This window comes from Citricoccus sp. SGAir0253, from assembly GCF_005877055.1.
Lineage (GTDB): Bacteria > Actinomycetota > Actinomycetes > Actinomycetales > Micrococcaceae > Citricoccus.
The window spans coordinates 536,612-554,569 of record NZ_CP039424.1 but is presented as its reverse complement, the minus strand read 5'-3'; the positions used below and the strand labels follow the sequence as shown (position 1 = coordinate 554,569).

The following is a 17,958-nucleotide window of genomic DNA, read 5'->3' as shown; positions in this document are numbered from 1 at the left end:
TCCGCGTCTAGAGGAACTCAGTCCCGCGGGGTCGCTGCGCGCCGGCGCCTCCGCCCGGTCCTCTCAGTCCTCGACCGGCCCGCCCGCCTCGGCGTCCCGGCGCAGGGACTCCTGCACGCGGCGGATGACCTCTCCCGAGGGCATGGTCGTGGGGAACGCGGCGACGACCACGCGCGCACCGGCACCGCCCGCCTCGCCCGCGGGGCCGCCGTCGGGCCCCTCCCCCGCCGCCGCGACCCCGAAGCGGCGCCGCACCGTCTCCAGCGCCCGGGCCAGGGCGCGGGCGTGGGCCTCGGTCGTGGGGTCGTCCGAGCGGACCGCCTCGCGCAGGACGTGGTTGTGGGTCGCGGTGACGAGCGCGGCGAAGCCGACCGCGTCCACCGGCTCGAGGCCCGGCACGGCGGTGCGCAGGAAGCGGGCGAAGAGCCGCTCGTAGCGGCGCTCGGTGACGATCTCCCGGTCGCGCAGGGCCGGCACCGCCCGCACCACGCGGTAGCGGCGCCGGGCCAGGGGCAGGTCCGCGGACAGGTGCGCGAAGACGCGCTCCGAGGCCGCGCACACGGTCCCCCACGGGTCGTCGCCGGGGCGGGCGGCGCGCTCGTCCATCCACCCGGCGAGCTGGTCCAGCAGGGGGCCGTGGTCGGCGAATACCGCGTCCTCCTTGCCGCCGACCTGGCGGAAGTAGGTGGACCGGGACACCCCGGCGGCCCGGGCGATGTCGTCCACGCTGGTCGCCTCGAAGCCGCGCTCGTCGAACAGCGCGACGGCGGCCTCCACCACGCGCGAGCGCACGTCGGCCGGGCGGGCAGCCGGGGCGGAGGAGGGCGGGTCATGGAGCGGGGGCTGGGTCATGCCCCGACTCTAGGTGCGCGATCCCGCTCGCCCGTCATGCCCCAGGAGACTCGTCCGGGGTGGCACCACCACGGACGAGTCTCCTGGGACAGGACGGTTGGCCCTGGCGCCGGGTCCGGGGCGGCCGACCCCGCAGGTGACCGGCGCCGGCCTCAGAGCAGGTGGTCCGTGAGCCCGTCCGGGGTGCCGAAGCGGTGCGCGGTGATGGACACGGCCTGCTCGTGCACGAAGGGCAGCAGCTCCACGTCGGCCGCCGAGACCACGGGGCCGGCGTACACCGCCAGGTCCGGCGAGCCGTCCACCGCCTCGTGCAGGGCCACGACGGCGGCGCGCGCCGCACCCGAGGCCAGCTCGTCGGCCTCCTCGGCCCCGCCGGCCCGTCCGGCGCCGGCACCCGCCCCGCCCCAGTCCAGCACCAGGCGGACCCGGGGATCGCCGCCGCCCTCAGCGGACGGCGGGACGTCGGCGAGCTGCCGCGCCCGCGAGTGGAAGGCGGCCGCGGACTCGACCTGGACGTCCACGGGGGCACCCTCCTCGACCAGGACGTCGAGCGCCTCGGCGGCCAGCGGCTCCGGGGTGCTCAGCGTCACCGGCCCCCCGGCCCGCAGGCCCGCGGCGAGCACCCGCAGCAGGTGCACGAGCGGCCCGGACTCCCAGCGGATGAGCACGGGCACCGGCCGGTAGCGCAGCAGGTTGCGCTCGGCCATCAGCCCGGAGACGTCCCGGGCCACGCCGAACCGCTCCTCCCACGCGGCCGCGTCCAGGGCCACGGCCCGCTCCAGCCAGGCCAGCTCCCGGTCGTCGAGGTCCTCGGCGACGGCGGCCAGCAGCCGGGCGGGCAGGTCGCCCTCGGCGGCGCCCGTGCTCGGCGCCCCGGCCGGCGTCCCGCTCGGTGACCCGCTCGCGGTCACGGCCGCGGCGTCCGGCTCACCCGAGGACACCGCCCGCTCCCCCGCCGACGTCTCCGGGGCGTCCACCCACGTGCCGAGGCCGTGCAGGTAGTGCGGTCCGCCGGCCTTCGTCCCGGCGCCCACGGCGGAGCGCTTCCAGCCGCCGAAGGGCTGCCGGCGCACGATCGCCCCGGTGATCCCGCGGTTGACGTAGAGGTTCCCGGCGTGCACGTGCTCCAACCAGTAGTCGATCTCCTCGTCCTCCAGCGAGTGCAGCCCGCTGGTCAGCCCGTAGTCCACGGCGTTGACCAGCTCCACGGCCTCCTCGAGCGAGCCGGCGGTCATCACGCCCAGCACGGGCCCGAAGTACTCGGTGAGGTGGGCGTCGGAGCCGGGCCGCACGCCGGCCCGGATGCCCGGACTCCACAGCCGGCCCGTCTCGTCCAGCGGCTGCGGCTGCAGGGCCCAGTGCTCCCCCGGGCCGAGCTGCGTCAGCCCGCGCTCGAGCTTCTCCCCCGGCACCTGGATGACCGGCCCCACCTGCGATCGCGGGTCCTCCGGGTAGCCGACGGTCAGCGACGCCGCGGCGTCCAGCAGCTGGCGGTGGAAGCGCCTCGAGGTGGCCACGGATCCCACCAGGACCACGAGCGAGGAGGCCGAGCACTTCTGCCCCGCGTGGCCGAAGGCCGAGTGGACCACGTCCCTCGCGGCCAGGTCCAGGTCCGCCGAGGGGGTCACGATGATCGCGTTCTTCCCCGAGGTCTCCGCCAGCAGCGGCAGGTCCGGCCGGAAGGACCGGAACCGGCGGGCGGTCTCGTAGCTGCCGGTGAGGATGACCCGCTCGACGTCCGGGTGGGAGATGAGCTCGCGGCCGAGGGTCGCCTCGTCCTGCCGGTCGATCGTCACGAACCGCACGAGGGACCCGGCCACGTCCGCGGCCTCCCGGGCGTCCCACCCCAGGCCCGTCAGCCCGGAGCGGAGGCCCTCCACGACGGCGCGGTGCACCACGGCACCCGTGCGCGCCGAGGGCGCGGCGGGCTTGAACACCACGGGCGCCCCGGCGGCGAGCCCGGCGAGCACGCCGCCGGTGGGGATGGCCACGGGGAAGTTCCACGGCGGGATGACCACCACGAGCCGCGAGGGCTCGAACCGGGCGCCGGGCACCTCGTCGAGGCCGCGGGCCAGCCGCCCGTAGTACCGCGCGAAGTCCACGGCCTCGGAGACCTCCGGGTCACCCTGGTCCAGGGTCTTGCCGGTCTCCGCGGCGGCCACCTCGAGCAGCTCGGCGCGCCGGGCCTCGAGCTCGTCCGCCACCGCCCGCAGCACGCGCTCGCGCTCGGCCCCGGACAGGGTGCGCCAGCGCTCCCCGGCGGCCGCGGCGGTCCCGACGGCGTCGCGTACCTCCTGCGGGCTGCCCAGCCGCGCGGCGGCCACCTCGTCCACCCCGAGCCGGGAGCCGGGGATCGCGGCGGTGATCCGCCGGGCCCACTCGCGGTTCGCGGCCAGGGAGGGGTCGGTGTCGGGGGTGTTCGCGAAGCCGTCCACGGGCTCCGGGACCGGTCCGGGGACCCCCGCCCGCCGGTCCTGGGTGCGGGCCGGCGTCGGGACCGTGGTGTCCACGTCCGCCACGGAGGCGAGGAAGCGCGCCTCCTCGCGGGCGAAGAGCGCGGGATCGGAGTCCAGTTCGAAGACGGCGGACATGAAGTTCTCCTGGCTGGCGCCCTCCTCGAGCCGGCGGACCAGGTAGGCGATGGCCACGTCGAACTCGTGCGGGTGCACCACGGGCGTGTAGAGCAGCAGCGAGCCGACGTCCTTCTTGACGGCCTCGGCCTGGCCGGTGGCCATGCCCAGGAGCATCTCGAACTCGACGTCCGCCGCGCGCTCCCCCTGCGGCGACGTGCTGAGCCCCCGGTCCCGGACGAGCAGCCAGGCCAGGGCGATGTCGAAGAGGTTGTGCCCCGCCACGCCGATGCGCACGTTGCGCACGTGCTCGGGGGTCAGCGCGTAGTTCAGCACGCGCTTGTAGTTCGTGTCCGTGGCCTGCTTGGAGCCGTAGGTGGCGGCGGGCCAACCGGTGAGCGAGGACTGGACGTGCTCCATGGGCAGGTTGGCGCCCTTGACCACCCGGACCTTGATCGGGGCGCCGCCCGCCGCCACGCGGTGCGCGGCGAACTCCTGCAGCCGGACCATGGCGTCCAGGGCGTCCGGCAGGTAGGCCTGGAGCACGATCCCGGCCGGCAGCCCCCGCAGGGACGGGGTGTCCATGAGGCGCATGAACACGGCCAGGGTCAGGTCCAGGTCGTGGTACTCCTCCATGTCCAGGTTGATGAAGGTGGGGCCGGGGTGCCCGGGCTGGCCGTGCTGCGCGGCGGCGAGCTCGTAGAGCGGGCGCAGGGACTCGGTGATCTCCTCGACGGCCTCGTCGAACGCCCACGCGGCGTGGGGGGCGGTGGCGGCGGAGACCTTGACGGAGACGTAGTCCACGTCGTCGCGCTCGATGAGCGTGCGGATCCCGGCCATGCGCCGCTCGGCCTCGGCCCGGCCCAGGATGGCCTCGCCGAGCAGGTTGATGTTCAGCCGGGTGCCGGGGTCGCGCAGCCGGGCGATGGCCGGGCCGAGCTTGTCCTCCGAGGCGTCCACGATGAGGTGGGAGACCAGTTCGCGCAGCACCGTCCGGGCCGCGGGGACGGCCAGGCCGGGCACGGCGGGGGCGAGCCGGCCGCCGGCGCCCATCGCCGCGCGCATGGGCCACGGCAGGAACGGCGGGGTCCGCGGGGCGAGGTCGCTCAGCGCCCGGGCGGCGATCGCCGGGTCCTCAGGGCGGACCACGCGGTCCACGAACCCGACGGTGAAGTCCAGTCCCGCCGGGTCCTTCAGCACGCCGGCCAGCTGGCGGGCGGAGAAGGTGGCGGGATGGTTCCGGGCCTCGCGCAGCCAGGCGCGGACCTGCTCGACGGCGGCCGGGGCGAGGTCCCGCAGCGGGGCCGGGTCGGGGATCACCGAGTGCGTCGTGTGGGTGCTCATGCTGACATTGTTCTCCGTCACATCCCCCCGGGCCAGCGAACGTTTCCGCAGGGTATCCTTCGGTTCTACCGAACCATGGGAGGCCTTGTGCTGGACGTGCGACGACTGGTCCTGCTGCGCGAACTGTCCATCCGCGGCACCATGACCGCGGTGGCCCGGGCCATGAACCTCGCGCCGTCCTCCGTCTCCGAGCAACTGGCCCTGCTGGAGCGCGAGACCCGCACGCGGCTGCTGCGCCGGGCCGGGCGCACCGTGCAGCTCACCGATGCCGGACGGGCCCTGGTGGAGCGCACCGAGCCGATCCTCGACGCCCTCGAGGAGGCCGAGGCGGCCCTGGCCTCCGCGGGCGAGGAGCTCAGCGGACGGGTCACCCTGGCGGTCTTCCAGTCCGCCGCGCTCACCGTGCTGCCGCCCGTGCTGACCCTCCTGCGGGCGCGCCAGCCGGGGCTGCGCCTGGAGGTGGTGCAGTACGAGCCCGAGGCGGCGCTGCACGAGACATGGGCGCGGGACGTGGACGTGGTGGTCGCCGAGCAGTACCCCGGGCACGCCGCCCCGCACTGGCCCGGCCTCGACCGCCGGCCGCTGCTGCGCGACGAGCTGCAGCTGGTCGTCCCGGCGGGGCTGGACCTCGGCGAGGGGGGCGAGTGCGGTGCGAGCGGGGCGGGCCCGGAGGGCGGGGCGGGCCCGCAGCTGCGCCGGCTGCTCGAGGACCGTCCGCTGCCGTGGGTGATGGAGCCGCGGGGCACCGCCACCCGGCACTGGGCCGAGCAGGTGTGCCGGTCCACCGGCCACGAGCCGGACGTGCGCTACGTGTCCGCCGACCTCCAGGTCCACCTCGCCCTCGTCGCCTCCGGCAACGCGGTCGCCCTGCTGCCCGGGCTGATGCTGGTGGACGCCCCCGCCCGCCTCCGGCGCATCCCGCTGGACGGCCGGCCGCTGCGCACGGTCTTCACCTCCGTCCGGTCCTCCTCCGCCCGGTCCCCGGCCGTCGTCGCCGTCCGCTCGGCCCTCGAGGAGGTGGCCGCGGGCCTCGGGCTCGAGGCCGGTCGGGACGGTCCTGCGGAGGCCAGCGGTGCCGATGGCCCTCCTCCGGCCCAGGGGCAGGTCCCCGTGGGGGGCCGGACGGCGGGCGGCGCGTGACGGTCGAGGGGACCGACTGACGGGACGGGGCTTACCAACCCGCCCGCCGCGCGGTACTGTCCAGACACCCCTGTCAGACCCCCGTGGGACGCCCCGTGCCGGCGGCCCGCGTCCCGAGCCCCGAGGACCCCCCATGATCCGCACCGTTGTCCGCTCCGCCGCCGCCCTGGCGGCCTCCGTCGCCGTCGCGGGGGCCGCCCTCACGCCCGCCACCGCCGCCCAGCCCTCCTACGACGTCGTCAACCTCGGCGACTCCTTCTCGGCCGGCATCGGCGCCGGCTATCCCGCCCCGGCGGAGGACGTGCCGGGGTGCTACCAGGGCACCGGGACGAGCGCCGCCGAGAAGCTGGGGTCGACCGGGCGACTGGACCTCCTGCTGGACGCCTCGTGCTCCGGCGCCACCACCACGCAGATCGCGGCCATCGCGCAGTACCCCACCGTGGACGCCGCGCTCGACGAGGCCGAGCTGGTCACCCTGACCCTCGGCGGCAACGATGTCGGCTGGACCCAGGTCCTCCTCGCCTGCAGCACCCTCGGCGACCCGGCGCTCTGCGATGCCCTGCTGGCCCAGGTCCCGGCCCGGATCGCCGCTGCCGCGGCCAGCGCCGGGGAGACCATCCGGCTCATCGACGCCAACACCGACGGCACGATCGTGGTGCTGGGCTACCCCCACCTGTTCGACGGCGGCGCGGACACCGCGTTCCTCTCCGCCGAGCGGATCGCCCAGCTCAACGCGGCGACCGACGCGCTCAACGCCGCGCTGCGGGCCGCCGCCGAGGCCAACGGCGCGATCTTCGTGGACGTCACCGACCGCTTCGCCGGCCACGGCGCGGACTCCACGGACCCGTGGATCTACTTCAACCCCGCCAACCTGCAGGACCCGAACAACCTGCACCCGAACCAGCTCGGCTACCTGTACGGCTACTACCCGGCGCTGCGCAGCGCCCTCAGCCAGGGGCAGCTGGCCCGCTGACGGGTCCTGGGCCCCTCGGCACGGGCCCCCAGGCGGGATCCCCGGCCCCGGCGCGTCATGCGACGCCCCGGAGCCGGGGGTCCGGGGCGCTCGCATAGCATGAGGCATGTGTCGTCCGCCACGCCGCGCGTGCCGGAGCGAGGGACCCCGTGGAGCACCGGAGGAGAGGGAGCCATGCGCGAGCAGTCGGCGTCGTTGGGCGAGGCGGACGTCGAGGACTTCCCCGGGCCGGCGGGCGGGGAGACCACGTGGCACCTGCCGGCGGACACCGAGCGGCAGGAGCGCCTGTGGATGGCGTTCCCGCGCGACTACCACCGGATGGGCGCCAACTCCTGGGAGCTCTCGGGTGCACGCCGGGCCTGGGCGCGGGTGGCGCACGCGGTCATGGACCACGAGCCGGTCACCCTGCTGGTGGACCCCGCGGACCGGCAGGTCGTGCACACCTACGTGGACCCCCTGGTCCCGGTGGTGCCACTGGCCATGGACAACCCCTTCCTGCGGCTGTCCGGGCCGGCGTTCACCGTGGGCGGGGTGGACCGGGAGACGGGCCAGCACCGCCTCGGGATGGTCGACTGGGCCTTCAACGGCTTCGGCCGCCGTCCCGGCATCGAGTACCGGCTCGACGACGTGGCCGGCGGGACGATCGCCGAGCTCACGGGGGCGCGCCGCCAGCTCTCGCTGCTCGTCAACGAGGGCGGGGCCTACGTCACCGACGGCGAGGGGACCGTGATCGCCTCGGAGGCCGTGCTGCTGGACCCGGCGCGCAACCCGGGCTGGACGCGGGCCCACGTGGAGGCGGAGTTCGCCCGGTACACGGACGTCCGCAAGGTGATCTGGCTGCCCGGCGGCCTGACCCACGACGCCGGCCCGCGCGGGCTCGGCGGGCAGGTGGACCAGCTGGTCGCCTTCGCCTCCCCCACCGTGGTGCTGCTGCACTGGCAGGAAAACCCGTCCCACCCGGACCACGAGGTCTCGGCGCGCGCCCTCGAGATCCTCCAGGGCGCCACGGACGCCCGCGGCCGCACGCTCAACGTGGCGGCCGTCGTCGCCCCGCTGGCCGAGGCGGACGCGCGGGCGCAGGTCTCGTGGTCCTACGTCAACGTCCTGCCCGTCAACGGCGCCGTGGTGGTCCCGTCCTTCGACGACCCGCACGACGAGGGCGCCCACCAGCTGCTCGAGGCCGCCTATCCGGGCCGCACCGTGGTCCCCGTCCCGGCGCACCGGCTGTACCGCCGGGGCGTGGGCGTCCGGCACGTCGGCCTGCCCCAGCCCTCCCGCCGGCCCTGACGGGCGGGCCCCCACCCGCCGGGAGGCTCAGTCCCGGTCCGGGGCGAACAGCTCCCGGACGTCGTCGGCGGTGATGGTGCTGGCGAAGGCCGTGTCCCCGTCGGTGAGCGAGGAGAACAGGGCCGCCTTGCGCTGCTGCAGGGCCAGCACCTTGTCCTCGATCGTGCGCTCGGCGACCATCCGGTAGACCATCACGGTGCGCTCCTGGCCGATCCGGTGGGCGCGGTCCACGGCCTGGGCCTCCGTGGCGGGGTTCCACCACGGGTCCAGCAGGAACACGTAGTCCGCCTCGGTCAGGGTCAGGCCGAAGCCGCCGGCCTTGAGGCTGATGAGGAACGCCGGGGCGCTGCCCTGCTTGAACCGCTCGATGACCTCCGAGCGGTTCCGCGTGGAGCCGTCCAGGTAGGCGAAGTCCACGCCGCGGTCGGCCAGTCGGTCCCCCACCCGGGTCAGGAACGAGGTGAACTGGCTGAAGATGATCACCCGGTGCCCCTCGGCGACGATCTCCTCGAGCTGGAGCATGAGCGCCTCCAGCTTGGACGAGGGAACGGCGGCGTGCTCCTCGTCCACGATCGCCGGGTCCAGGGCGAGCATTCGCAGCAGGGTGAGCGAGCGGAAGATGACGAAGCGGTTCTCCTCCATGTTCTCCAGCAGCCCGAGGACCTTCTTGCGCTCGCGCTGGAGCACCTGGTCGTAGAGGCGGCGGTGCCGGGGGACCAGCTCCACGTGGGAGACCTGCTCCTGCTTGGGCGGCAGGTCCGAGGCGACGAGCTCCTTGGTGCGGCGCAGCATGAACGGCCGGATCCGCCGCCGCAGCCGGGCCATCCGCTCCGCGGCGAACCGCGCGCCGTCCTCGGAGGGGTCCGGGGACTCGATCGGCTTGAGGTACTCCTGGCGGAACACGGTGGGCGAGGGGAACAGGCCCGAGGCGGTGAGGGACAGCAGCGCCCACAGGTCGGACAGGGAGTTCTCCATCGGGGTGCCCGTGATGGCCAGCCGGAACGGCGCGCGGACGGCCTTGGCCGCCTGGTGCGCCTTGGCCGAGCGGTTCTTCACGAACTGCGCCTCGTCCAGCACCAGCCCGTCCCAGTCGAGCGCGGTGAACTGCTCCGAGTCCAGCCGCAGCAGGGTGTAGCTGGTGATCACGACGTCGGCCCCCGCCACCTCCGCGGCGACCGTCGTGCCGCGCTTGGCCGCGGTGGTGTCCAGCACGCGCAGTGCCAGCCCCGGCGCGAAGCGCGCGGCCTCGTCCCGCCAGACGGACAGCACCGAGGACGGCGCCACCACGAGGAACGGCGGCGTCCCCGCGGGCGCCCGGTCCCGCGCGCGCACCATGAGCGCCAGGGTCTGCACCGTCTTGCCCAGGCCCATGTCGTCGGCGAGGATGCCGCCGAGGCCGTGGTCGTGGAGGAAGGACAGCCACGCGAAGCCCTCGAGCTGGTAGGGCCGCAGGGTGGCGTCGAGGCCGGCGGGCACGGCCGGCGTCGGGATCTCCCGGAGGTCCTTGAGGGCGCCCACGGACTCGCGCCAGGCCACCGCCTCGACGGACTCGTGGGCGAGGTCCTCGAACTCCTCCCACAGGGCCACGTCGTACTTGGTGATCCGCGGCGCCTCGGCGGTCCAGTCCCCCATCACCTCGGCCTCCGCGATGAGGTCCCGCAGCCGCTCGAAGGAGGGGTGGTCCAGGCGGAAGTACGTCCCGTCGTCCAGCACGAGGGCCTTCTCGCCGCGCGCGAGGGCCGTGAACACCGCGGTGAACGGCATGAGCTGCCCGCCGATGGTGATCTCGAAGCCCAGGTCGTACCAGTCGTTCTCGTTCGGGCGGGCCGACTGGACCTGGGTGACGCGCACGAGCGGGTCGTCCGTGAGCTCCTGGTAGTCCGGCCTCTCGCCCTGCTCGGTGACCGTGACGTGCTCCAGCGCGGACAGCGCCGGCAGCACGTGCTCCACGAACCGGGCCGTCTCGGCGCCGGCCAGGTGCTGGAGGCCGCCGGACCCGCCCGGCGCCCAGTGCTCCTGGACGCGGTCCAGCACGGCGTCCTCGTGCTCGATGTCCCGTTCCGCCCCGGGGTTCCGGGCGCGCCCGGAGTAGCCGGTCGGGGACCAGCCGCCCCGCGAGCGGGACCGCCGGACCTCCAGCGGCAGCTCGCGGCGCGGGCCCCAGTACAGCCAGCTCCACTCGAGGCTGGCCCGGTGGTCCCGGCCGTAGCGGACCGCCAGGCGCAGCTCGGGGGCGGGGACCTCGGGGAACTCCACGGTGCCGTCGGCGCTGTCCACGGGCATGAGGCGGGACAGCCGGGGGTAGACGTCGTAGAAGAACTCCTCGGCCTCCTGCTGCGGGATGCGCAGCGACTCCCCGCGGCCCAGCAGGTCCAGCACGGGCCGCGGCACCGTCTGCGCCGCCGGGACGAGCGTCAGGCGCACCGGGGCACCCCACTGGGGCGCGTCGTCGGGCACCTCGACGGCGAGGAAGCCGCCGGTGCCGGCCGCCCGCGCCCCCGGCACGGGCTGCCCGGCCGACTCCACCACGGGGGCGACGGCGAGGTCCGCGTCCCGGCTCACGTCCAGGCGCAGCGTGGCCGGCTCGGCCAGGACCACCTCCCCCACCACGCCCTGGCCGATGAACTCGATGCCGGCCTGCCGGGCCCGGGCGAGCAACTGCCAGGCCGCCGGGCCCGAGAGCTGGTCGAGCCGGAGGGTGTCGTCCGTGCCGAGGGACTGGTGGGGCCGCTCGGCGAGGAACAGCCGGTAGAACTGCCCCAGCAGCTCCACGTGGTCCTCGCGCAGCTGGTGCCGCAGGCCCCCGTACTGGAACTTCTTCCAGGTCAGCCCGCCCTTGATCCAGTTGTCCCGCGAGCCCCGGCGCATGGGGCGCAGGTGCACCTGCAGCGCGGCGCCCTCCCGGACGTCGGCCACGGTGGCCGGGGCGGCGCCCCAGCGCCGGCGCATCGCGCTGCGCGGCTCGGCGAACAGCTCCACGCCGATCCCCACGGGGTCCTCGGCGTGCTCGGCGGGGCCGTCCCCGGCGAGGCCGCCGAGCACCGCCCGCCAGTCCGCGGGCTCCTCGCCGGCGCCGCCGTCGGACGCCGCCCCGGCCCCCTCGGTGAAGCGGTGCACCTCGCCCCAGCCCTCCACGGCCGGCGCGCCGGCCGCCTGGGGCCGCAGGTGCCGGCGGATCGACTCGGTGGTGGCCGCATAGAGCAGGGCGGCGCCGTGCTTGCAGTCGTTGCGGACGGGGCAGGTGCAGCCGCCGCGGACCGGCGTCCAGGGATCGGGCATGGCGGCGGCCTGGGCGGCCCGGGCCGGCTTCAGCAGCACGTAGGTCTCGTAGGGCAGCGGGTCGTTGCCCTGGACCGATCCGGTCAGGGTGGCCAGGGCTCCCGCCGGGGCGGCGCCCGTGGGGATCCCGGCGCCCGGGTCCGTGACCGCGGGGGGATCCCACTGCAGGCCGGTCACCGCGCCCTGGCGCGCGTAGGCCTTGCCCTTGGCGGCCGCCGCGGCCCCCACCAGGGAGACGATCTCCTGGTCGGCGACATAGGGCAGGGCGGTGCGGGCGGTCATCGCTCCATGGTTTCACGCGCCGCCGGCCGGTCCGGCAACGGGGCGGGCCGGCGGGGGACGCCCGCCCTCACGCGGACTGCTGTGCAGGGGCCTCCGCCAGCAGCCGCCGGGACGCCCGGCGGCTGCGGGCCTCCATGCCGCGCAGGTCCGAGGCGATGAAGGCGTTGATCCAGCGGGATTGCGGATCGGCGTCGATCATGATGGCCTTGAGCAACAGGGTGGCCGGCAGGGCCAGGATGGCACCGAGCGGGCCGAGGATCCACGCCCAGAAGAGCAGGGACAGGAACGAGATGGTGGGGATGACCCCCACGGCGTCGCCCGTGAACTTGGGCTGGATGATCGACTGGATGACGAAGTTCAGCACCGAGTAGGCCACGATCACCCCGAAGAACGCGCCCCAGCCGCCCTCCACGAGGCCGAGCAGCGCGGGCGGGATCATGCCGATGATGAAGCCGATGTTGGGGATGTAGTTGGTCAGGAAGCTCAGCACGCCCCACACCCAGATCATCGGCACGCCGATCGCCATGAGGGCCACGACGTCCAGCAGCGCCACGATCAGGCCGAACAGGGTGGTGACCACCCAGTACCGCCGCACCCCCTGGGCGAACGCGCCCAGGGCCCGGCCGAGCTCGTACTGGGCGGTGTTGAGCAGCGCCATCCGGCGCTCCACGGCCACCGAGTCCATGGCGAGGAAGAACACGGCCATCACCACGGTGGCCAGCAGGCCCACGATCGCGGTGAGGTTGGACAGCAGCGCCGTGAGCACGCCCGTGAGGGTGGACATCACCGTGGACATGTTCAGCCCGGACAGCTGCTCCAGCACCATGTCCGGGGTGACGCCGAAGCTGCCGATCCAGGCGATGACGCCGTCGTAGAGGTCCGTGAACTGCTCGCTGTACTGCGGCAGGGCCAGCACGAGCTCGGAGGCCGACCACAGGATCAGCCCGAGGAACACCAGCAGCACGACGACGACCAGCGCCACCGTGATCGAGGCTCCCACGAAGCGGTGCACGCCCCGGCCGATCAGCCACGACTGCAGCGGGTAGGCGATGATCACGAGGTTCAGGCCCAGGAACACCGGTCCGATGATGCCCTGCAGCCCCTGCACGAACTGCAGCGCGATGACCAGTCCGGCCAGGCTCAGCACGATGACGAGGAACCGGGGCCAGACGCGGTTGGGGCGGGGGTCGACGTCGGCCCCCGGACCGGCCTCCGTGCCGGCCCCGCGGCCGGTGGTCTCTGCGCTCTCCACGTCCTGCAGTCTACGGCCCGCCCGTGGGCCCGACGGCGGCCGGCCGGTCCCGTTCCGATCCCGGCCCGCCGGCGTCGCGCCCGAGCGGCCCGGCACCCCGTGGCAGGGCGCCGGGCTGCCCGGCTCAGCGCAGGCCGGGGCCTCCGCCGACGACGGCGGCGCGCCAGATGCGGTGCGTCGCCTCCGCGTCCCGCGGGTCGGGGGCGACCGGGCGGGGGCGACGGGCGGCGGTGCCGCGACGGGACAGCCAGCCCCGCGAACGACGCCTCGGGGTGCCGGTGGCCTCGGCGGCCGCGGCCAGGACCGCGCCCGCCCGCCGGGCCGTGGCGGGGTCGGCGGCACCCACGGGGGCGGTGACGCGGGGCGTGGGCGACGGACCGCTGGAGTCGGCGGCCGGCACGGCGCCGGGTGCCGGGGCCTCCGCCTCGAGGGCGCGCTCGGCCCGGGAGGTCGAGGGGGCCGAGGCCGTCGCGACGGCCGGCGGGCAGGCGGCGGGTGCGTCCAGGCTGGATCGCAGCAAGGGAATCATCTCCGTAGACTGGTGCCGAGAAGACTTTGCAGAGATTTCTTTGCAAAGATGTCTATGCAAAGGTACCTCTGCATCATGCCCTCCGACAAGTCGAGCGCGCCCGGCGCCCCGGAGTCCGCCCCCTCGGGGCCGGACTCGCCGGACCCCGCGGCCGCGGGGTCGGCCCGCTTCCCCGGCACCGCCCCGCGCACCGTGGACGCGCAGGCGATGAAGGCCTTCGCCCACCCACTGCGGATGGCCATCTACTCCCACCTGACCGACGTGGGCGCGGCCACCGCCACGGCCCTGGCCCGGCACCTCGGCGAGAGCACGGGACAGACCAGCTACCACCTGCGCCAGCTGGAGAAGCACGGCTTCGTGGCGGAGGACCCGGGCCGCGGCACGGGCCGCGAGCGCTGGTGGAAGCCCCTGGGCTTCGCGGTGCCGACCTTCGACCTCGCCCAGGACGAGGCCAACCGCCCGGCGATCGAGGCGATGATGCGCAACCGCCTCCACGAGCGCGCCGACGCCCTGGCCCGCTGGCTGTCCGTGGAGACCACCGAGGACCGGGAGTGGATCGAGGCCTCGGTGGACAACACCACCACCCGGTCACTGACCGCGGCCCAGGCGCGCGCCCTGACGGAGGAGCTCATGGCCGTGGTCGCCCGGCACCTCGGCCCGGCCGACGTCGCCCCGGGTGCCCAGCCGGTGGACGAGGATGCCGCGGAGGGGACCGCCGAGACGGACGTCGAGGAGTCCGCCGAGCACGCCGGAGGCGGCGAGGAGCCCGCCACGGACGCCCCCTCCGGCGAGGAGCCCACGCGGCGCGTCCGCCTGTACCTCAGCGTCTTCCCGCTGCCCGCCGGCGAGGCGCCGGGCGCGCCCGAGGGGCCGGCCGCCGTCGGGACCCCGCACCGGGCGCCCGCCCCGGAGGGGGCGGCCACCGGGACCCAGGCGCCGGCCGACGTCGCGGAATCCCCCGCCGACCCCGCCCCGGGGCGCGACACGACCGGATAAGTTACCGGCGGGTATTGCTTTTCCCCGGGACGGTTGACAACCTCAGGGGACCCCGTCCGGAGCACCGAGAGGACCAGCCATGCGCCGCCGCATGTTCGAGACCGAGCACGAGGACTTCCGCGACTCCGTCGCCGAGTTCGTCAAGCGCCACATCACCCCCCACGTGGAGCAGTGGGCCGAGGACAAGTCCCTGCCGCGCGAGCTGTGGCGGGCCGCCGGCGAGCAGGGGCTGCTGGGGCTGGAGATCCCGGAGGAGTTCGGCGGCGGCTACCCGCAGGACTACCGGTTCAACGCCGTGCTGTTCGAGGAGCTCTCCAAGGTCAACTTCGCGCTGCCCTCCTGCATCGGGATCCATGCGGACATCGTCCCGCCGTACCTCGTCAAGCTGGGCACGCGCGAGCAGCAGGAGCGGTGGCTGCCGGGCATCGCGGACGGGTCCACCATCGCCGCGATCGCCATGACCGAGCCCTCCGGCGGCTCCGACCTGGCCAACCTGCGCACCACCGCCGTGCGGGACGGCGACGACTGGATCCTCAACGGCTCGAAGACCTTCATCACCAACGGCTACTCGGCGGACTTCGTGATCGTCGCCGCCCGGACCAGCCCGGAGAAGAAGGCCCGCGGCATCACCCTGTTCGGGGTGGAGGCCACCATGGACGGCTTCCACCGGGGCCGCAAGCTGGACAAGGTGGGCCAGCCGGAGTCGGACACCGCCGAGCTGTTCTTCGACACCCTGCGGGTGCCCTCGGAGAACATCATCGGCGAGGTGGACACGGGCTTCATCCAGATGATGGTCAACCTGCCCCAGGAGCGGCTCTGCGCCGCCGTGTACGGCCTCTCGCACGCCCGGCAGGTGCTCGAGGAGACGCTCGAGTACACCAAGGAGCGCCGGGCCTTCGGCCAGCCCATCGGCTCCTTCCAGCACAACAAGTTCCTGCTGGCCGAGCTGGTGACCAAGGCGGAGGTCACGCAGTCCTTCGTGGACGACGCCGTGATGGCCCACACCGCCGGGGAGCTCTCCGCCGTGGACGCGGCCAAGGCGAAGTACTGGGCCTCGGACGTGCAGAACGAGATCCTGGACCACTGCGTCCAGCTCTACGGCGGCTACGGCTACATGAACGAGTACCGGGTGGCCCGGGCGTGGAAGGACGCGCGCGTGAACCGCATCTGGGCCGGCTCGAACGAGATCATGAAGGAGCTCATCGGGCGCGACCTCGGGCTCTGAACGCGGGGCCCTGGGCGCGGCGTTCCGGGCGCAGGGCCCAGGGCCAGGAGGGCGCTGGGCTCAGGACCCGGGGCCCAGGGCCCAGTGCCCAGGGTTCAGGAGGAGAGCCTGCGCAGCGCGCTGCCCTTGTGGGCGGCGAGGTGGTCGGTCTTGTCGCTGGCGATCTCGTACTGCGGCTCCTCCTTGGAGGCGCGGCGGGTCCGCCCCTTGAACTCGAAGTCGCTCGTGTGCACCTTCGTGATCCTGCCGCTGACGCGGCCGGCCTCGGAGTTCCAGCTCACGTGGTCTCCCACGGAGAAGTCGGTCGACGATCCGGACATGGCACCTCCTGTGCTCGTGGTCCCCGGCGGGCCGACGCCCGGACCGGGCCTTCCCCGCCACCCTATGCCCGGGGGCAGTGCCCCCCGGCCCGGCGCCCCCTCGCTTCCGTCCGGTGCGCGTCGCCCGAGGCCCGCCGGCCGCCGCGCAACGCCCAGCGCCCGTCGTCCGACGCCCGTGCGGGCTCCGTCATGCTCCAGGAGACTTGTCCCCCTGCGGCCCCTCACGGACATGTCCTCCGGGCCATGACGGCTCCTGCGACAGCAGTGCCGGCTGCGCGAGCCCCGCCTCTCAGCCGGGTCCGAGCGGCTGGTCCGCTCCGTCTCCCCCGGCGTTCGAATCGGCGCCGCTCCCGGCGCTCCCCGAACCCGGGTCAACGGCGGCCGCCCCGGCGTGCTTGAGCTCGACGAACAGCACGTCGGTCGGGGTGTCCCCGATGTTCTCCCCCATGTGCCGCTGCGCCGGCAGCCAGCCGGTCATCCCGGCCACCATCTCCACCTCACGCTCCTGGTCGCCGGAGACCAGCCGGCGGCGGAAGGCACTGAGGGTGTACATGACCGAGTCGGGGTGCTCGTGCGCGGTCGTCCGCTCCCCCGGCTCGTCGTGGTATCTCAGCACCCGGACGTGCTCGTTCTCGAACACCACGCGATAGTGGTCCGGGTTGGTGACGGCTGGGTCCATGCTCATGGCGGCAGTGTGCGCCCGGTCCGCGCGCCCCAGCCACCCCTCGGCGCCGGTCCCTCATCCCCGCGCGGCACGCTCGCTCATGCATTGACGCGGGGGGCCGCCGTCGCTCTACTGGTCCCGGCGGACGGTGCGCCCCCGCTCCCCCCATCCAGGAGGTGACCATGCCCGGACGGCTCCTAGTCGTCACCGTCGTCAGCGCGGTCCGGGCACGGGCCGGCCGCGGGCACGCTCGCGCCCCCCGGACCGCTCTCGACGTCGGGGCCGCCATGGTCCAGGGGTCCCTGGCCACCCCCTCGAGACCCTCCGGGTCCGCCGGGTTCCTCTTCGCCCGAGGCCTCCCGACCGCCTCCGGCCCGTCGAGAGCGGAATGGGCGCGCCCATGATGCCCCCACTGCACACGGTCGACGTCCACGGCGTCCGTCTGGCGTATCGGCGCGCCGGACGGGGTCATCCCCTCGTGCTCCTGCACGGCGCGCTCAGTGACGGCCGCGAGTGGCACCACCAGCTGGCGGGGCTCTCGGAACACTGTGACGTCATCGCAGTCGATGCCCCCGGGTGCGGGGGCTCCGCCGACCCGGTCGAGGACCTCACCCTCGAGGGATATGCCGACCTGATGGCGGGATTCTGTGCCGCGCTGGGCCTCGACCACCCGGACCTGGGTGGACTCTCCTTCGGTTCCGTGTGCGTGCTGGCGATCCAGCGCCACCAGCCCGGCCTGGCACGGCGTCTCGTCCTGGCCTCGGCCTACGCCGGCTGGGCGGGCTCGCTGCCGCCCGAGGAGGTGGCCCGGCGCAAGGAATGGATGACAGGGCTGCTGGAGCGGCCGGTGGAGGAGTGGGGACCGCCGTTCCTCGACACGGTGTTCGGCGCCGCCACGCCCCCGGAGGTCGTGGCCGAGTCCATGGAACTCCTCCGATCGGTGCGACCGGCGTGCCTCCACCTGTTGCGCCCGATGGCCGACGCCGACCTGCGCGATGTCCTGCCGACCATCACGGCGCCCACCCTGTTGCTCTACGGCGAACGCGACGAGCGCTCACCGCTCTCGGTGGCGCGCGCCCTGCAGCAGGCCATCCCGGGGTCACGCCTCGTGGTCATCCTCGGCGCCGGGCACGGCATCTCCGCCGAGGCCCCGGGCCCCTTCAACGAGGCGGTCCGGGACTTCCTCACCTGAGACCCTCGCGGCAGCCCCGGCGCCCACCGCCTCGATAGAGTCCGTCCCGGGTG

At 74.7% G+C, this 17,958-nt stretch carries 13 protein-coding genes; 6 read left to right on the top strand and 7 right to left on the bottom strand.

The window, feature by feature from the left end:
* Window positions 1-63 precede the first annotated feature (63 nt).
* Together E7744_RS02475 and E7744_RS02470 are read right to left on the bottom strand one after the other, a co-directional pair.
* Window positions 64-852, bottom strand: coding sequence for a TetR/AcrR family transcriptional regulator (locus E7744_RS02475; RefSeq protein WP_137772754.1), 789 nt, complete (start codon window positions 850-852; stop codon window positions 64-66).
* 152 nt (window positions 853-1,004) lie between these two features.
* Window positions 1,005-4,766: a bifunctional proline dehydrogenase/L-glutamate gamma-semialdehyde dehydrogenase gene (locus E7744_RS02470; RefSeq protein WP_137772753.1), complete on the bottom strand. Its 3,762-nt coding sequence runs from the start codon at window positions 4,764-4,766 to the stop codon at window positions 1,005-1,007.
* A 75-nt stretch (window positions 4,767-4,841) separates the two neighbouring features.
* Here E7744_RS02470 and E7744_RS02465 point away from each other — a divergent pair, with 75 nt between their 5' ends.
* The 3 genes from E7744_RS02465 to E7744_RS02455 all read left to right on the top strand — a co-directional run bounded on the left by E7744_RS02465 (window position 4,842) and on the right by E7744_RS02455 (window position 8,166).
* Window positions 4,842-5,906 carry a LysR substrate-binding domain-containing protein gene (locus E7744_RS02465; RefSeq protein WP_371415371.1) on the top strand — a complete coding sequence of 355 codons (1,065 nt, stop codon included), beginning with the start codon at window positions 4,842-4,844 and terminating at the stop codon, window positions 5,904-5,906.
* A 133-nt stretch (window positions 5,907-6,039) separates the two neighbouring features.
* A complete protein-coding gene (locus E7744_RS02460; RefSeq protein ID WP_168199730.1) occupies window positions 6,040-6,879 on the top strand; it encodes a GDSL-type esterase/lipase family protein in 840 nt (279 codons plus the stop codon).
* Between the two features lie 174 nt (window positions 6,880-7,053).
* Window positions 7,054-8,166 (top strand): agmatine/peptidylarginine deiminase, encoded by a 1,113-nt coding sequence (locus E7744_RS02455; RefSeq protein WP_168199729.1) that lies wholly within the window; start codon window positions 7,054-7,056, stop codon window positions 8,164-8,166.
* Between the two features lie 27 nt (window positions 8,167-8,193).
* On the opposite strand, the gene E7744_RS02450 is transcribed toward E7744_RS02455, so the two are convergent.
* The 3 genes from E7744_RS02450 to E7744_RS02440 form a co-directional block, all read right to left on the bottom strand.
* Window positions 8,194-11,727 (bottom strand): DEAD/DEAH box helicase, encoded by a 3,534-nt coding sequence (locus tag E7744_RS02450; protein ID WP_137772750.1) that lies wholly within the window; start codon window positions 11,725-11,727, stop codon window positions 8,194-8,196.
* A 67-nt stretch (window positions 11,728-11,794) separates the two neighbouring features.
* A complete protein-coding gene (locus E7744_RS02445) occupies window positions 11,795-12,979 on the bottom strand; it encodes an AI-2E family transporter (RefSeq protein ID WP_137772749.1) in 1,185 nt (394 codons plus the stop codon).
* A 124-nt stretch (window positions 12,980-13,103) separates the two neighbouring features.
* Complete coding sequence (locus E7744_RS02440; protein WP_137772748.1) at window positions 13,104-13,508, bottom strand: hypothetical protein; 405 nt, start codon at window positions 13,506-13,508, stop codon at window positions 13,104-13,106.
* A gap of 75 nt (window positions 13,509-13,583) precedes the next feature.
* On the opposite strand from E7744_RS02440, the gene E7744_RS02435 reads away from it, so the two are divergent.
* Both E7744_RS02435 and E7744_RS02430 read left to right on the top strand, forming a co-directional pair.
* The gene (locus E7744_RS02435) at window positions 13,584-14,504 is read left to right on the top strand and encodes a helix-turn-helix domain-containing protein (protein WP_137772747.1); all 921 of its coding nucleotides are present in this window, start codon (window positions 13,584-13,586) and stop codon (window positions 14,502-14,504) included.
* A 79-nt stretch (window positions 14,505-14,583) separates the two neighbouring features.
* The gene (locus E7744_RS02430; RefSeq protein ID WP_137772746.1) at window positions 14,584-15,729 is read left to right on the top strand and encodes an acyl-CoA dehydrogenase family protein; all 1,146 of its coding nucleotides are present in this window, start codon (window positions 14,584-14,586) and stop codon (window positions 15,727-15,729) included.
* A gap of 95 nt (window positions 15,730-15,824) precedes the next feature.
* Here the strand turns inward: E7744_RS02430 and E7744_RS02425 are convergent, their stop codons facing one another.
* A complete protein-coding gene (locus E7744_RS02425) occupies window positions 15,825-16,049 on the bottom strand; it encodes a DUF2945 domain-containing protein (protein WP_137772745.1) in 225 nt (74 codons plus the stop codon).
* Between the two features lie 289 nt (window positions 16,050-16,338).
* Window positions 16,339-16,734, bottom strand: coding sequence for a cytoplasmic protein (locus E7744_RS02420; RefSeq protein ID WP_246858518.1), 396 nt, complete (start codon window positions 16,732-16,734; stop codon window positions 16,339-16,341).
* A 379-nt stretch (window positions 16,735-17,113) separates the two neighbouring features.
* Here E7744_RS02420 and E7744_RS02415 point away from each other — a divergent pair, with 379 nt between their 5' ends.
* Window positions 17,114-17,905, top strand: coding sequence for an alpha/beta fold hydrolase (locus E7744_RS02415; protein ID WP_246858517.1), 792 nt, complete (start codon window positions 17,114-17,116; stop codon window positions 17,903-17,905).
* Window positions 17,906-17,958 lie beyond the last annotated feature (53 nt).

Excerpts from the sequence above, each read along its gene's own strand:
- E7744_RS02475 (WP_137772754.1), bottom strand. The coding sequence starts at position 852 with ATGACCCAGCCCCCGCTCCATGACCCGCCCTCCTCCGCCCCGGCTGCC.
- E7744_RS02470 (WP_137772753.1), bottom strand. The coding sequence starts at position 4,766 with ATGAGCACCCACACGACGCACTCGGTGATCCCCGACCCGGCCCCGCTG.
- E7744_RS02465 (WP_371415371.1), top strand. The coding sequence starts at position 4,842 with ATGGGAGGCCTTGTGCTGGACGTGCGACGACTGGTCCTGCTGCGCGAA.
- E7744_RS02460 (WP_168199730.1), top strand. The coding sequence starts at position 6,040 with ATGATCCGCACCGTTGTCCGCTCCGCCGCCGCCCTGGCGGCCTCCGTC.
- E7744_RS02455 (WP_168199729.1), top strand. The coding sequence starts at position 7,054 with ATGCGCGAGCAGTCGGCGTCGTTGGGCGAGGCGGACGTCGAGGACTTC.
- E7744_RS02450 (WP_137772750.1), bottom strand. The coding sequence starts at position 11,727 with ATGACCGCCCGCACCGCCCTGCCCTATGTCGCCGACCAGGAGATCGTC.
- E7744_RS02440 (WP_137772748.1), bottom strand. The coding sequence starts at position 13,508 with ATGATTCCCTTGCTGCGATCCAGCCTGGACGCACCCGCCGCCTGCCCG.
- E7744_RS02435 (WP_137772747.1), top strand. The coding sequence starts at position 13,584 with ATGCCCTCCGACAAGTCGAGCGCGCCCGGCGCCCCGGAGTCCGCCCCC.
- E7744_RS02430 (WP_137772746.1), top strand. The coding sequence starts at position 14,584 with ATGCGCCGCCGCATGTTCGAGACCGAGCACGAGGACTTCCGCGACTCC.
- E7744_RS02425 (WP_137772745.1), bottom strand. The coding sequence starts at position 16,049 with ATGTCCGGATCGTCGACCGACTTCTCCGTGGGAGACCACGTGAGCTGG.
- E7744_RS02420 (WP_246858518.1), bottom strand. The coding sequence starts at position 16,734 with ATGAGCATGGACCCAGCCGTCACCAACCCGGACCACTATCGCGTGGTG.
- E7744_RS02415 (WP_246858517.1), top strand. The coding sequence starts at position 17,114 with ATGATGCCCCCACTGCACACGGTCGACGTCCACGGCGTCCGTCTGGCG.